Source organism: Rhizobium sp. BK456 (assembly GCF_014194045.1).
GTDB lineage: Bacteria > Pseudomonadota > Alphaproteobacteria > Rhizobiales > Rhizobiaceae > Rhizobium > Rhizobium redzepovicii.
The window spans coordinates 295,136-308,155 of record NZ_JACIAO010000005.1 but is presented as its reverse complement, the minus strand read 5'-3'; the positions used below and the strand labels follow the sequence as shown (position 1 = coordinate 308,155).

Genomic DNA, 13,020 nt, shown 5'->3' with positions numbered 1-13,020 from the left:
GCCGCAAGGGCTTGAATTTGCGGCTCACCTTGCCGATCTGGCGTAGATCGACATGAAGTGAAGGAGCGTGACGGCGGGCATGAGCGAGGTTCAACGACGCGGATTTTTGGCGAGGCTCACCGCATATGAGCCCCTGACGCTCATCATGCTGGCATCCGTCGCGGGCGGGCTGTTCGTGCTGCAGCGGCTGACGAGCGAGGTTCTCGAAGGCGAGACGCTCCGTTTCGACGAAACGATCCTGCTGGCGTTGCGACGGCCGGGTGAGCTTGGCGTGCCGATCGGCCCCGGCTGGCTGACGCATGCCGTCGGCGACATCACCAGTCTCGGTGGCATCACCGTTCTCTCGCTAATGACCGCTCTCGTCACAGTCTATCTCTTGCTTGACCGGCGCTGGCCGATCGCGATCTTCGTCTTTTCCTCGGTACTATCAGGCTGGTTGGCAAGCACACTGCTGAAGATTCTCGTCGCCAGGCCGCGTCCAGACATCGTCCCGCATCTCGTCGAGGTCAGCGATCTCAGCTTTCCCTCCGGCCACGCCATGGTCTCGGCCGTGACCTATCTGACGCTCGGGGCACTGCTGGCCCGCACGCAGCGTTACCGTTCGACGCGGATCTTCGTCATGGCCGCCGGTGTCTTCTTGGCCGTCATCATCGGCCTGAGCCGGATTTATCTCGGCGTCCATTACCCGACGGATGTCTTCGCCGGATGGTGCGCCGGGGCCCTCTGGGCGCTCGGCTGCTGGCTGATCTCGAAACGCTTCGTTCCGAGCCGAGCCCCGGGCGATGGCCTCGAAAACGGCAATGGCGACGGTGACTAGAACATAGGCTTAGAACGACTGTGGCGCCCGAATGGGGCGCCACAAGTGCTTGAGCGCTACGTACGCGGCTTCAGATTTTCCGGGTCGTAGATCGGCTTGTAGCCGACGCCGACGACTTCCACCGGATAGGTCTCGGCAAAGTATTCGACATTCAGCTTGCGACCGACCTGGCAATGCGACCAGGGCAGGTAGGCGAGCGCAATGTTCTTGCCGACTGTCGGACCGTAAGCGATCGAGGTCGTGTAAGAGCGGCGGCCGAGTTCGTCGACCAGGACCTCCCCGGTGGCGGGATCGACGACCGGCAGGTTGCCGAGCGGATAACGCTTGACGCCCGACTTGTCGGTATTCTCCGTCATCACGAGCGTGCAGAGCATGGCCGGCTGGTGCTCACGCGCCTTGTATTCCAGATGTTTTGCCTTGCCGCGGAAATCGGCTTCCTTGACCTTTGGACGGGCGAGATCGGCTTCGATCAGGTTGTACTGGGTCAGCAGGTCGGCGTTTTGCAGGCGCAGGCTCTTTTCCATGCGGCGCGAGTTTGCATAGGTCTCGACGCCGAAGGCCATCACGCCGGTCGAGCGCAGCGCATCCCAGACGGCGAGGCCGTCTTCGTATTTCATATGCAGCTCCCAGCCCTGCTCGCCGACATAAGAGATGCGGAAGGCGGTGACCGTCTTGCCGGCGATTTCGATCGGCTTGATCGCTGCGAAGGCGAAGTTTTCCTGATCGAGACCGGCCGGATCGGCCACGACCTTCTTCAGCGTGTCGCGGGCGTTCGGACCCCAGATGCCGACCGTCACGAATTTTTCCGAGACGTCGGTGATGGTGACGTCGAGGCCGCGATCTTCGGCGACGCGCTTCATATAGTGCAGGTCGCGCGGGCCGGCATCGGCGCCGTTGACGAGACGGCAGCGGTCGGCCATGCGGAAGACGGTGAAGTCGGCGCGGACCATGCCTTCGTCGTCGAGGAAGTGGGTGTAGACGCCCTTGCCGATGTTGGCATCGCCGCCGACCTTGGCGGCGCACAGCCATTCCATCAGTTCGACATGGTCAGGTCCCTCGATATCGACCATGTGGAAGTGGCTGAGATTGACGATGCCGCAATCCTCGCTCATCGCCAGATGCTCGGCATTCGACACCCGCCAGAAATGGCGGTTGTCCCATTCGTTCTCGCGGACCGGCACGCGGTCGCCATATTTCTCCAGCAGGTGCTCGTTGGCGGCATAGCCGTGTGCACGCTCCCAACCGCCCAGTTCCATGAAGTAACCGCCCAGCTCCTTTTCGCGCTCGTAGAAGGGCGAGCGCTTGGCGTTGCGGCCGGATAGATAGGGTTCGCGGGTGTGAACTGCCGGGAAATAGATCTTCTGAGCGGCTTCGTAGCAGCGGCCTTCGATGAATTCTTCGGTCAACTGATGCGGATAGAAGCGGGCGTAGTCGATGCTGTTGTGGTCGATTTCGGTACGGCCGTCGGTCATCCAGTCGGCGATCAGCTTGCCGTAGCCCGGGCCGTCCTTGACCCAGATGGCAACGCAATACCAGAGTCCCCTGACCTTCTGGCTCTCGCCGCAGGACGCGCCGCCGCCGGCGGAAACCTGCAGCAGGCCGTTGAAGGAGTGACCCTCGTTATAGCCGAGTTCGCCGAGGATCGGCGTCAGTTCCATGGCGCGCTCGAGCGGCTCGATGATCTGTTCCATCTCGAGGTCACGCTGCGACGGCGAAAGGCGGGCTTCGTGCTTTTCGAGAAGTTCGCGCGGATGGCACATGCGCGGATTGTTGGCTTCGTAATAGCCCCACTCGATCTGACCGCCCTCGGTCGTCGCCGGGTCGCCGGTATCGCGCATATAGGCAGAGTTGCCCTGGTCGCGCAGCAGCGGGAAGCCGATTTCCTTGCCGGTGCCTTCGAACTCGTTATAGGGACCGAAGAAGGTGAGCGGATGATCGACCGGCATGACCGGCAGGTCTTCGCCGACCATCTCGGCGATCAGGCGGCCCCAAAGGCCGGCGCAGACGATGACGTGGTCGGCCATGATCGTGCCGCGATGGGTGACGACGCCCTTGATGCGGCCGCCTTCGACGATCAGCGACTTGGCCGGCGTATTGCCGAACACCTGCAGCTTGCCGGCCTTTTCGGCGGCATCGACCAGCTTGCCGGCAACGGTCTGCGAGCGCGGAATGACCAGGCCGGCATCCGGATCGTAAAGGCCGCCCATCACCTGATCTTCCTCGATCAGCGGGAACTTTTCCTTGATCTCGGAAGGGCTGACATAATGGGCGCGCGTGCCGAAAGCGCGGGCCGAGGACAGCTTGCGCTTGATCTCTTCCATCCAGGCATCGTCGCCGGTGCGCGCCACTTCGAGGCCGCCGATGCGGGCGTAGTGGCCCATCTTCTCGTAGAAATCGATCGAATATTGCGTCGTCCAGACCGAGAGATAGTCGTGGCTGGTGGTGTAACAGAAGTCCGAGGCATGGGCTGTCGAGCCGATATCGGTCGGGATGCCCGACTTGTCGATGCCGACGATATCGTCCCATCCGCGCTCGACGAGATGATGCGCGATGGAGGCGCCGACGATACCGCCGAGGCCGATGATGACGACCTTTGCCTTTTCCGGAAATGCTGCCACGTGCTGTTCCTTCTACTGATCGGACGAACTAAATTTTGCCAGCCGCCCTCGACTTGCGACGCGGGCATTATGCATCAGGCTGACGACCGTCATTGGTCCTACGCCGCCGAGGACCGGCGTGATTGCGCCAGCGGCGCACGCCAGGCGCCCCCGGGGATCACGGCGCTGAAATCGCCTGTAGCCGGTCGATATCGACCAGCACGATGTCGTCGGAAACAGGCTCGCGATTGTGCAGGCGGAACCAATCCATCGCTTCGCGCACGCGGTCTCCATGCGGGCCTGGATAGGCGCCAAGGCCGAGGACCCATTCGCGCACAGTCTCGCGTTCCATTCGCCCGGCCCGGTATCGGTCGCAGACGGTTTTCGCAGAGGCGACCAGATCATTGATGCTTTTCACGACGATTCCTCAGTGAACGGACGGCTCTTCATCGTCGAGAAAGGATCGAATGCCATCGCGAGCGACAGTGGCGAGGAATTCGTCGAAAGCTTCCCGGTCAGTGGCAAAGGGTTCGTCCCAGCGGATCAGATCCTCGGCCTGGGTGACGACTTCCATCGTCCAGTCTTCATTGCTGCCGGATGTGCGGAAGATATCGACGAGCACGGTGATCCCGTCATCGGTAAATTCTCCGGCCAATTCCGAGTGTTCCAGCTTTTCTTTCTTTGTCATTAGTCAGCCACCCGCGCCGGGCGGCGCGTCGTTTTCGAGATACTCTTCATATTGAACCGTTTCGGCCTCGTTGGTGTCGATCGAATTTGCGCGTTTGGCAAGGCGCACACCGGCCCCTCCACCGTTTTCCGGGATGAAAACGACGCCGCCGGCTTCCAGGGCCTGCTTCATATCCTGAAGGGTCCGGTCATAGGGCGAGCGTTTGCCCGCCTCGAAATTGGCGATCGTCGCCTTGGCGACGTTTGCGGCCGAGGAGAGATCGTCCTGCGACCAGGCCAGGAGGGCGCGCGCGGCGCGGCATTGGGCGGATGACAGGTCCGTCATGATAGCCTTGCGTCGAAAGTGTCGTGGGACGGATTATATAAAAAATGCAATCTTGCACAAGCGATGATGAGAGCATGGATGGTGAGCACGGCTGTTAGGTTCGCGATTGGCCAAGACCCCTCCCCACAAGGGGGAGGGGCTTATATGCCGCTCCCGACGCTTTTCACTTCAACGTTTCATCTGCAGAAAGGATGCTGCGGGTTAGCCCCTCCTCCTTGTGGCAGGGGTTGGGGAGGGGCCACAAACCCACCTGCACAGCGCTCCGGTTGCGTCTGACAGCTACCCCGCGTGTTACTCCACCCCCCGCATTCTTTCGACCCTTAATACTTCAGATTTATGCCCTGAAAGGGAAGGTTGATTGACTGAATATTATTAAAGTCTAATTTTTAAATTCCTGAAACACGCGCGTGGGAGGAAACAATGCGTGAGCCGGATATGCAGAAACTCGATGCACTCGTCGGCCGGCTGGTCGGTGATGTCGGCGCCGCCATGTCGGGCGCCTTGGTCGTGCTGGGCGACAAGGTGGGAATTTTCAAGGCGATGGCCGATGGGACGCCGATGAACGTCCAGCAGCTTTCGCAAAAGACCGGGGTGAAGGAGCGTTATCTTCGGGAATGGCTGAGCGCCCAGGCTGCGGCTGATTATATCGTCTATGACGAAAAAACCGATCGTTTCAGCCTGACGCCGGAGCAGGCGATGGTCTTTGCCGAGGAAAACAGCCCGGCCTTCTTCGTCGGCGCCTTCGAGGTGGTGCAATCGATGTGGATGGACGAGCCGAAGGTCGCCGACGCCTTCCGTACCGGCAAGGGCCTCGGCTGGCACGAGCACAGCACCTGCCTGTTCCGGGGAACCGAGCGCTTCTTCCGCCCGGGTTATAACAGCCATCTCGTCGCCGAATGGATACCCGCCCTGTCCGGGGTCGAGGAAAAGCTCAAGGCCGGCGCCAAAGTCGCCGATGTCGGCTGCGGCCATGGGGCCTCGACCATCCTGATGGCGCAGGCCTATCCCGCCTCCCACTTTACCGGCTTTGATTACCACGGCCCGTCGATCGATAAAGCCAAGGCGGCTGCGAAAGAGGCAGGTGTCGGTGACCGTGTGACGTTCGAGCAGAGCCGGGCGGCGGAATTTCCAGGCCGCGGCTATGATATGGTCGCGATGTTCGACTGCCTGCACGACATGGGCGATCCGGTCGGCGCCGGCCAGCATGTCAAGGAAACGCTTGGACCGAACGGCACCTGGCTGATCGTCGAGCCCTTTGCTCATGACCATCTCAAGGACAATCTCAACCCCGTCGGCCGCGTCTATTACGGCGCCTCGACGATGATCTGCACGCCGGCATCGCTCTCGCAGGAGGTGGGACTCGGGCTCGGCGCCCAGGCGGGAGAGATGAAGCTTCGCAAGGTGGCGCTCGATGCCGGCTTTACGCATTTCCGCCGCGCCACGGAAACCCCGTTCAACATGGTGTTCGAGGTGCGAGCCTAAGACAACCGGCGTCCTTCGGCGGCTATCTCAGCTTGCCGATGCTGGCATACATGCCGGTGGTGCGGAATTCCGTCGGGTTGGTGCCGTAGACTCGGCGGAAGACCTTGGAGAAATAATTCGGATCCTCGAAGCCGCACATGATGGCGACTTCCTTGACCGGCAGGAAGTCCGCTTTGGTGAGAAGCTTGACGGCGCGCTGCAGCCGCTGCTGCAGCACGAATTCGGCCGGCGGCATGCCCTCGCTCTCGGCAAAGCTGCGCGAGAAATGTGCGCGGCTGAGGCCGACGATGCCGGCAAGTTCGCTGACCGGCAACGGCTTTTCGAGATTGGCGTTGATATGGTCGATCACCGGCTGCATCAGGCTGAGTTCGGCGGCAAAGGCCGGCGAGCCGAAGACGTCGTCATAGAGCGCCATCGCCGCTTCATAGGCAATCGCCGAGGCAGCCCCCGGCGAGGTCGCGCCGGTGACGAGGCGCAGGCTGCAGTCGGCGAGGTGATCTATGGTCGAGGGCTGCAGTTTCAGCACCGGGCCGGCAGTTGACAGCACCAGCTGGTGAATGCGCAGCGTCTCCTCGCCATTCATCGAAATCCAGAAATATTCCCAGCGGTCGCCTTTCTCCAGCCAGTAGCGATGATTGTGCGGCACGAGCACCAGCAGCGTATCGCCGCCCTGAAGCCGATAATTGCGGTTCTGGTAGCGCAGCCGGCCGGTGCCGCTGATCGTGTGCTGCAGCACGGTGAAGGGCGTCTGGCCGCGCCTGCGGCCATCCCAGTCATAGGGTTCGTTCTCGCGCACTTCATAGCCGGAGCTCGTCGGCATGGCATGCAATCGCTGGCGGCCGCGGGGCAGCGAAACCGTCCTCATCGACTGTCCGTTGGCAATCAAATTCTGCAGCACAAAATTACCCCTGAAAGCATAATCCTTCTCTGGTCGGCTTGCCGATTTCGGGCATAATCCCGCTCGACAAACAGGGAAGAGACCACGGCCGAAAGAGCGGCCGGGAGGAAAACAGACAGTTTTTCGGCTTTTTCAACCGCATGCGCTAGCATGCGGCCTGATCCTTCATGGCCGTCTTTTCTGTAGCATTCGATTGGGTCGAGGTGAAGATCATGAGTTTCAAAATCGCTATCATCGGTGCGGGCAGCGTTGGTTTCACCAAGAAGCTGTTTACCGACATTTTGTGCGTTCCGGAGTTTCGCGACGTTGAATTCGCGCTGACCGATCTCAGCGAACATAATCTGGAGATGATCAAGGCGATCCTCGACCGGGTCGTCGAGGCGAACCGATTGCCGACCAAGGTGACGGCGACGACCGACCGGCGCCAGGCACTGACCGGCGCGCGCTACATCATCAGCTGCGTGCGCGTCGGCGGCCTTGAGGCCTATGCCGACGATATCAGAATCCCGCTGAAATACGGCATCGACCAATGCGTCGGCGATACGATCTGCGCCGGCGGCATCCTCTATGGCCAGCGCAACATCCCCGTCATCCTCGACTTCTGCAAGGATATCAGAGAGGTCGCCGAGCCCGGCGCGAAATTCCTGAACTATGCCAATCCGATGGCGATGAACACCTGGGCGGCGATCGAATACGGCAAGGTCGATACCGTCGGCCTCTGCCACGGCGTCCAGCACGGCGCCGAACAGATCGCCGAGGTGCTCGGCGCCAAGTCGTTGGGTGAACTCGACTATGTCTGTTCCGGCATCAACCACCAGACCTGGTTCATCGACCTGCGCCTCAACGGCCGCAGGATCGGCAAGGACGAGCTGATCGCCGCCTTCGAGGCGCATCCGGTCTATTCGCAGCAGGAGAAGCTGCGCATCGACGTTCTGAAGCGGTTCGGCGTCTATTCCACCGAGAGCAACGGCCACCTTTCGGAGTACCTGCCCTGGTACCGCAAGCGGCCGGAGGAAATCACCCGCTGGATCGACATGTCCGACTGGATCCACGGCGAAACCGGCGGCTATCTCCGCCATTCCACAGAAACGCGCAACTGGTTCGAGACCGAATTCCCGCAATTCCTGGAATCCGCCTCAAAGCCGATCGACCCCGCCAAGCGCTCGAACGAACATGCGAGCCACATCCTTGAGGCGCTGGAGACGAACCGGGTCTATCGCGGCCATTTCAACGTCAAGAATAACGGCGTCATCACCAACCTGCCCTCCGATGCGATCATCGAATCGCCCGGCTTCGTCGACCGCTTCGGCATCAACATGGTCTCGGGCGTCACCCTGCCGGAAGCCTGTGCCGCTACCTGCATCGCCTCGATCAACGTCCAGCGCATGTCGGTGCATGCGGCGATCACAGGCGACATCGACCTGCTGAAGCTTGCCGTGCTGCACGACCCGCTGGTCGGCGCCGTCTCGACGCCCGAGGAGGTTTGGCAGATGGTCGACGAGATGGTCGTTGCCCAGGCGCGCTGGCTGCCGCAATATGCCGATGCCGTGCCGGCCGCCAAGGAGCGGCTGTCGAAATCCAAGGTGCAGACCCGCGACTGGGCGGGCGCTGCACGCCGCAACGTTCGCTCGATCGAAGAGCTGCGCGCGGAAAAGGCGGCGCTGAAACAGGCCGTCTGACATTTCGTGAAGGCTGGTCGTCATGGGTTTCCGGGAGGGAAATCCATGACACCGGGCCCGCCTTCATATCGTTCGAGGAGAAGAGAGCCGCGTGACCCGCGCTCCGGAACAAAAGGGAGAAACGATCATGAATTTCCGCAACGCAAGCATTCTGGCCGGACTGGCGCTCGGCGTCTCGGTTCTGGCGGTGAATGCCTATGCCTCCGAGGCAACCGTGCCGCCGGTGCCACCGGATTTCCCGGCCGAAGGCAAGATCAACTATGTGGCGCGCGACTCCATCCTCGAGTTCAAGGCGCTGCCCGAATATCACGAGCCCGACTGGGTCACGAAGAATTTCGTCTCCGCCGGCAAGCTGCCGGCGGTCAAGGACCGTCTGCCGAAGGAGCCGATGGTCTTCAAAACCGGCAACATGCCCGACGGCATCGGCGTCTACGGCGATACGATGCGCCACGTCATCGGCGGCCGGCCGGAAGGCTGGAACTACGGCGCCGGCCAGACGCAGGGCTGGGGCGGTATCGATATCGGCCTTTCCGAATGCCTGACGCGCACCGCGCCGCTGTTCCAGGTGAAAGCCCAGGACACCGAGCCGCTGCCGAACCTGGCCAAGAGCTGGGATTGGTCCGCCGACGGCCACAAGCTGACCATGCACCTGGTCGAAGGCGCCATGTGGTCTGACGGTGCGCCGTTCAATGCCGACGACATCATGTTCTACTGGGATGACGAAGTCATCGATCCGAACGTCTCGCCGCTCGGCGGCGGCGCCTCGCCGGAGGCTTTCGGCGCCGGCACGACGCTGAAGAAGATCGACGATTACACCGTCGAATGGACCTTCAAGGAGGCCTTCCCGAAGCAATATCTCTACACGATGTCCTACCCGAACTTCTGCCCGGGTCCGTCGCATATCCTGAAACCCCAGCATCCGAAATATTCGAAGAACACCTACGACCAGTTCAAGAACGCCTTCCCGCCGGAATACATGAACATGCCGGTGATGGGCGCCTGGGTGCCAGTGGAATATCGCTCCGACGATATCATCGTACTGCGCCGCAACCCCTATTACTGGAAGGTCGACGAGAAGGGCAATCAGCTGCCTTACCTCAATGAGCTGCACTACAAGCTCTCGACCTGGGCCGACCGCGACGTGCAGGCGGTGGCGGGATCCGCCGACATTTCCAACCTCGAGCAGCCGGAGAACTTCGTGGCCTCGCTGAAGCGTGCCGCCGAGAAGACGGCACCCGCCCGCCTGGCCTTCGGGCCGCGCCTCATCGGCTATAACCTGCGCATGAACTTTTCCGCCAACGGCTGGGGCAGCCCGGACGAGCGCGGCCAGGCGATCCGCGAACTGAACCGCAACGAGGACTTCCGTAAGGCCGTCACCATGGCGCTCGACCGCAAGGCGATCGGCGACTCGCTGGTCAAGGGGCCGTTCACGGCGATCTATCCGGGCGGGCTTTCGTCCGGCACCAGCTTCTACGACCGCAACTCCACCGTCTACTATCCCTTCGATCTCAAGGGCGCCAAGGCGGAACTCGCCAAGGCAGGGCTGAAGGATACCGACGGCGACGGCATCGTGAACTTCCCGGCCGGGACGGCCGGCGGCAAGAATGTCGAAATCGTCATGCTGATCAACAATCAGTACACGACCGACAAGAGCCTTGCCGAAGGTGTCGTCGGCCAGATGGAGAAGCTCGGGCTGAAGATCGTCCTCAATGCGCTCGACGGCGCCAAGCGTGACGATGCGCATTATGCCGGCCGCTTCGACTGGCTGATCCAGCGCAACACGACGGAACTGTCGTCGGTGGTGCAGAATACCGAGCAGCTCGCCCCCGTCGGCCCGCGCACCAGCTGGCAACATCGCGCCGGCAAGGATGACAAGCTCGATCTGATGCCCTTCGAAAACGAGCTTGTCGACGTCGTCAACAAGTTCACGACAAGCCAGAGCAACGACGAGCGCGTCGATCTGATGAAGCAATATCAGAAGATCTCGACCGAGCACGTCAACACGGTGGGCCTGACCGAATATCCGGGCGCGCTGATCATCAACAAGCGGTTCTCGAACGTGCCGCAGGGCACCCCGATCTTCATGTTCAACTGGGCTGAAGATTCGGTCATCCGTGAACGTCTGTGGGTGGCCGCCGACAAGCAGGGCAAATATGAGCTGTTCCCCGAGCAGCTGCCCGGCAAGCCCGGCGACAAGGGCCCGATCAACTGATCGGTGTCATCAGGACAAAGAGCTGAGCGCGTCGCATCCGATGCGGCGCGCCGGAGAACTCCCTCCCAGCTGAAATGAACTTCCGGCCGCGCGTGGCGCGCGGCCGGATATGACCAACGAGCCGGCCGCGCCGACAAGGAGCGACTGGCGGCAAGGAAAAGCGGACCGTCCGATGTTACGATTCCTGCTCGTGCGCATAGCCTCCGCGATCCCCGTCCTCTTCATCCTGAGCGTGGTGACCTTCGCGATCATCCAGGCTCCGCCCGGCGACTACGCCGACTATATAAGATCGCAGCTGATCAACCAGGGCGGCGCTTCCTACGCCCAGGCCGACGCCCAGGCACAGGCCTACCGGGTCGAACACGGCCTGGATAAGCCGATGGTCGTGCAATACGTCAACTGGATCGGCGGCATCGTCACCCGCGGCGATTTCGGCTACAGCATGTTCTACAACAAGCCGGTCGCCGATGTCGTTGCCGAGCGGCTGCCGCGCACGCTGCTCTTGGCGCTCGTCTGCCACATCTTCGCTTCCGTGCTCGGCATCGGCTTCGGCATCTGGGCGGCGACCCGCCAATACAGCTGGATCGACAGCACGCTTTCGGCGGTTTCCTTTCTCGGCATGACGGTGCCGCGCTTCCTGATGGCGCTGATCATCGTCTATCTGCTGGTCTTCCAGTTCAACGTGTCCGAAATCGGCAGCTTCTTCTCGCCGCAATATGGCGGGGCGCCGTGGTCCTGGGCGAAATTCGTCGACCTCGTCCACCATGTCTGGCCGGTCGTGGCGATCGCCACTTTCGGCGGGCTCGCCTACAATATGCGGGTGATGCGCGGCAACCTGCTCGATACGCTGAATGCCCAATATGTCGAGACGGCCAGGGCCAAGGGGCTCTCCGGCGGGGCGGTGGTGATGCGCCACGCGGTGCCGAATGCGCTGCACCCGCTGGTGATGTATCAGGGCGTCGTGCTGCCCTACATGCTGACCGGCGAGATCGAGACCGCCATCATCTTCGCGCTACCGACCGTCGGCCCGGCGATCGTCGGCTCGATGGCGATCGGCGACGTCTATGTCACCGCCACCTTCATGCTGGTGCTGTCGGCGACGCTGATCGTCGGCAACATCATCGCCGACATGCTGCTGGCGCTGCTCGACCCGCGTGTCCGCCAATATGAAGGAGCCTGAGATGCTGGCTTTCGACTCCTCGCCGCCACCGCCGACGACGACCGAACCTTCGGTCAGCAAGCCATCGCGCGGGCATGAGAGCTATATCGCCCTGGTCTGGCGCCGGCTCAGGCGCTCCTGGACCGGCATGGCCGGGCTCATCCTCGTCGGGCTGCTGCTGCTCATGGCGATCTTTGCCGATTTCGTCGCGCCGATGGATCCGAAGGCGACCGATGTCGGCTTCGCCCCGCCGCAGGTGATGAGCTTCCACGACAAGGACGGCAATTTCGTCTTCCAGCCGCGCGTCTATGCGCTGTCGGATTCCGAGGAACTCGACCCGGTCACCTTCCAGCCGATCGTCGGAATGGATTACGACAATCCGAGGCTGCTTGGCTTCTTCGTCAAGGGCGCCGAATACAAGCTGTTCGGCCTGATCCCGGCCGACCGCCACTTCTTCGGCTCGACCGATGGCCAGCCGGTGCATTTCCTCGGCACCGACAAGTTCGGCCGTGACGTGCTGTCGCGCGCCATCATCGGCTCGCGCATCTCGCTGATGATCGCGCTGACCGTCGTCTTCATCGTCACCCTGATCGGCACGACGGTCGGCATGGTCTCCGGTTATTTCGGCGGCACCTTCGATATCTGGCTGCAGCGCTTCGTCGAGCTGGTGCTCGCCTTCCCGCAATTGCCGCTCTATCTGGCGCTGACCTCGCTGATCCCGGTGACGGCGCCGACCAATGTCTTCCTCGCCTTCGTCATCTTCGTCATGTCGGCGCTCGGCTGGGCGCAGATGTCGCGCGAGGTGCGCGGCAAGACCTTAGCACTTGCCCGCATCGATTATGTCCGGGCGGCAATGGCGGTCGGCGCCACCGACAAGCGCATTATCATGCAGCATATTTTCCCGAACGTGATGAGCCATGTCATCGTCGCGGTGACACTGCACATACCGAGCGTCGTGCTGCTCGAATCCTTCCTCGGTTTCCTCGGCTTTGCCGTCAAGCCGCCACTGATCTCCTGGGGGCTGATGCTGCAGGATACGGCGACCTATTCGGTCATCGGTTCCTATCCCTGGATTCTCTCCCCCGTCGGCTTCGTGCTCGTCACCGTCTTCGCCTTCAATGCGCTGGGCGACGGACTGCGCGACGCGGTCGATCCTTATTGAGG

The 13,020-nt window shown here is 61.9% G+C and carries 12 protein-coding genes; 6 read left to right on the top strand and 6 right to left on the bottom strand.

Annotated elements, in window-relative coordinates; genetic code table 11:
- Positions 1-79 precede the first annotated feature (79 nt).
- The gene (locus FHX03_RS16870) at positions 80-817 is read left to right on the top strand and encodes a phosphatase PAP2 family protein (protein WP_097625543.1); all 738 of its coding nucleotides are present in this window, start codon (positions 80-82) and stop codon (positions 815-817) included.
- Positions 818-873: 56 nt separating this feature from the next.
- Here the strand turns inward: FHX03_RS16870 and FHX03_RS16865 are convergent, their stop codons facing one another.
- From FHX03_RS16865 to FHX03_RS16845, 5 genes are read right to left on the bottom strand one after another with little or no spacing between them, the layout of a single operon-like run.
- Positions 874-3,435 carry an FAD-dependent oxidoreductase gene (locus tag FHX03_RS16865; protein ID WP_183777940.1) on the bottom strand — a complete coding sequence of 854 codons (2,562 nt, stop codon included), beginning with the start codon at positions 3,433-3,435 and terminating at the stop codon, positions 874-876.
- Positions 3,436-3,447: 12 nt separating this feature from the next.
- Positions 3,448-3,708 carry a hypothetical protein gene (locus tag FHX03_RS35000; RefSeq protein ID WP_183854646.1) on the bottom strand — a complete coding sequence of 87 codons (261 nt, stop codon included), beginning with the start codon at positions 3,706-3,708 and terminating at the stop codon, positions 3,448-3,450.
- Complete coding sequence (locus FHX03_RS16855; protein WP_097625540.1) at positions 3,593-3,832, bottom strand: hypothetical protein; 240 nt, start codon at positions 3,830-3,832, stop codon at positions 3,593-3,595. Before FHX03_RS16855 ends, FHX03_RS35000 begins: the two co-directional genes overlap by 116 nt.
- Positions 3,833-3,841: 9 nt before the next feature.
- Complete coding sequence (locus FHX03_RS16850; protein ID WP_088940643.1) at positions 3,842-4,102, bottom strand: hypothetical protein; 261 nt, start codon at positions 4,100-4,102, stop codon at positions 3,842-3,844.
- A gap of 3 nt (positions 4,103-4,105) precedes the next feature.
- Positions 4,106-4,426 (bottom strand): helix-turn-helix transcriptional regulator, encoded by a 321-nt coding sequence (locus FHX03_RS16845; protein ID WP_183777943.1) that lies wholly within the window; start codon positions 4,424-4,426, stop codon positions 4,106-4,108.
- A 420-nt stretch (positions 4,427-4,846) separates the two neighbouring features.
- On the opposite strand from FHX03_RS16845, the gene FHX03_RS16840 reads away from it, so the two are divergent.
- The gene (locus tag FHX03_RS16840) at positions 4,847-5,908 is read left to right on the top strand and encodes a class I SAM-dependent methyltransferase (RefSeq protein WP_183777944.1); all 1,062 of its coding nucleotides are present in this window, start codon (positions 4,847-4,849) and stop codon (positions 5,906-5,908) included.
- A gap of 22 nt (positions 5,909-5,930) precedes the next feature.
- On the opposite strand, the gene FHX03_RS16835 is transcribed toward FHX03_RS16840, so the two are convergent.
- Positions 5,931-6,773, bottom strand: coding sequence for an AraC family transcriptional regulator (locus tag FHX03_RS16835; RefSeq protein ID WP_131711579.1), 843 nt, complete (start codon positions 6,771-6,773; stop codon positions 5,931-5,933).
- 245 nt (positions 6,774-7,018) lie between these two features.
- Here FHX03_RS16835 and FHX03_RS16830 point away from each other — a divergent pair, with 245 nt between their 5' ends.
- From FHX03_RS16830 to FHX03_RS16815, 4 genes are all read left to right on the top strand, one after another.
- Positions 7,019-8,485: an alpha-glucosidase/alpha-galactosidase gene (locus tag FHX03_RS16830; protein ID WP_183854644.1), complete on the top strand. Its 1,467-nt coding sequence runs from the start codon at positions 7,019-7,021 to the stop codon at positions 8,483-8,485.
- A 124-nt stretch (positions 8,486-8,609) separates the two neighbouring features.
- The gene (locus FHX03_RS16825) at positions 8,610-10,697 is read left to right on the top strand and encodes an ABC transporter substrate-binding protein (RefSeq protein WP_183854805.1); all 2,088 of its coding nucleotides are present in this window, start codon (positions 8,610-8,612) and stop codon (positions 10,695-10,697) included.
- 172 nt (positions 10,698-10,869) lie between these two features.
- Positions 10,870-11,877: an ABC transporter permease gene (locus tag FHX03_RS16820; protein ID WP_183777946.1), complete on the top strand. Its 1,008-nt coding sequence runs from the start codon at positions 10,870-10,872 to the stop codon at positions 11,875-11,877.
- 1 nt (position 11,878) lies between these two features.
- Positions 11,879-13,018 (top strand): ABC transporter permease, encoded by a 1,140-nt coding sequence (locus FHX03_RS16815; RefSeq protein ID WP_183777947.1) that lies wholly within the window; start codon positions 11,879-11,881, stop codon positions 13,016-13,018.
- The last annotated feature ends 2 nt before the right edge of the window (positions 13,019-13,020 follow it).

What these genes read in the sequence shown, in the direction of transcription:
- FHX03_RS16870 (WP_097625543.1), top strand. Translation starts at nt 80, where the DNA reads ATGAGCGAGGTTCAACGACGCGGATTTTTGGCGAGGCTCACCGCATAT.
- FHX03_RS35000 (WP_183854646.1), bottom strand. Translation starts at nt 3,708, where the DNA reads ATGGAGACCGCGTGCGCGAAGCGATGGATTGGTTCCGCCTGCACAATC.
- FHX03_RS16850 (WP_088940643.1), bottom strand. Translation starts at nt 4,102, where the DNA reads ATGACAAAGAAAGAAAAGCTGGAACACTCGGAATTGGCCGGAGAATTT.
- FHX03_RS16845 (WP_183777943.1), bottom strand. Translation starts at nt 4,426, where the DNA reads ATGACGGACCTGTCATCCGCCCAATGCCGCGCCGCGCGCGCCCTCCTG.
- FHX03_RS16840 (WP_183777944.1), top strand. Translation starts at nt 4,847, where the DNA reads ATGCGTGAGCCGGATATGCAGAAACTCGATGCACTCGTCGGCCGGCTG.
- FHX03_RS16835 (WP_131711579.1), bottom strand. Translation starts at nt 6,773, where the DNA reads ATGAGGACGGTTTCGCTGCCCCGCGGCCGCCAGCGATTGCATGCCATG.
- FHX03_RS16830 (WP_183854644.1), top strand. Translation starts at nt 7,019, where the DNA reads ATGAGTTTCAAAATCGCTATCATCGGTGCGGGCAGCGTTGGTTTCACC.
- FHX03_RS16820 (WP_183777946.1), top strand. Translation starts at nt 10,870, where the DNA reads ATGTTACGATTCCTGCTCGTGCGCATAGCCTCCGCGATCCCCGTCCTC.
- FHX03_RS16815 (WP_183777947.1), top strand. Translation starts at nt 11,879, where the DNA reads ATGCTGGCTTTCGACTCCTCGCCGCCACCGCCGACGACGACCGAACCT.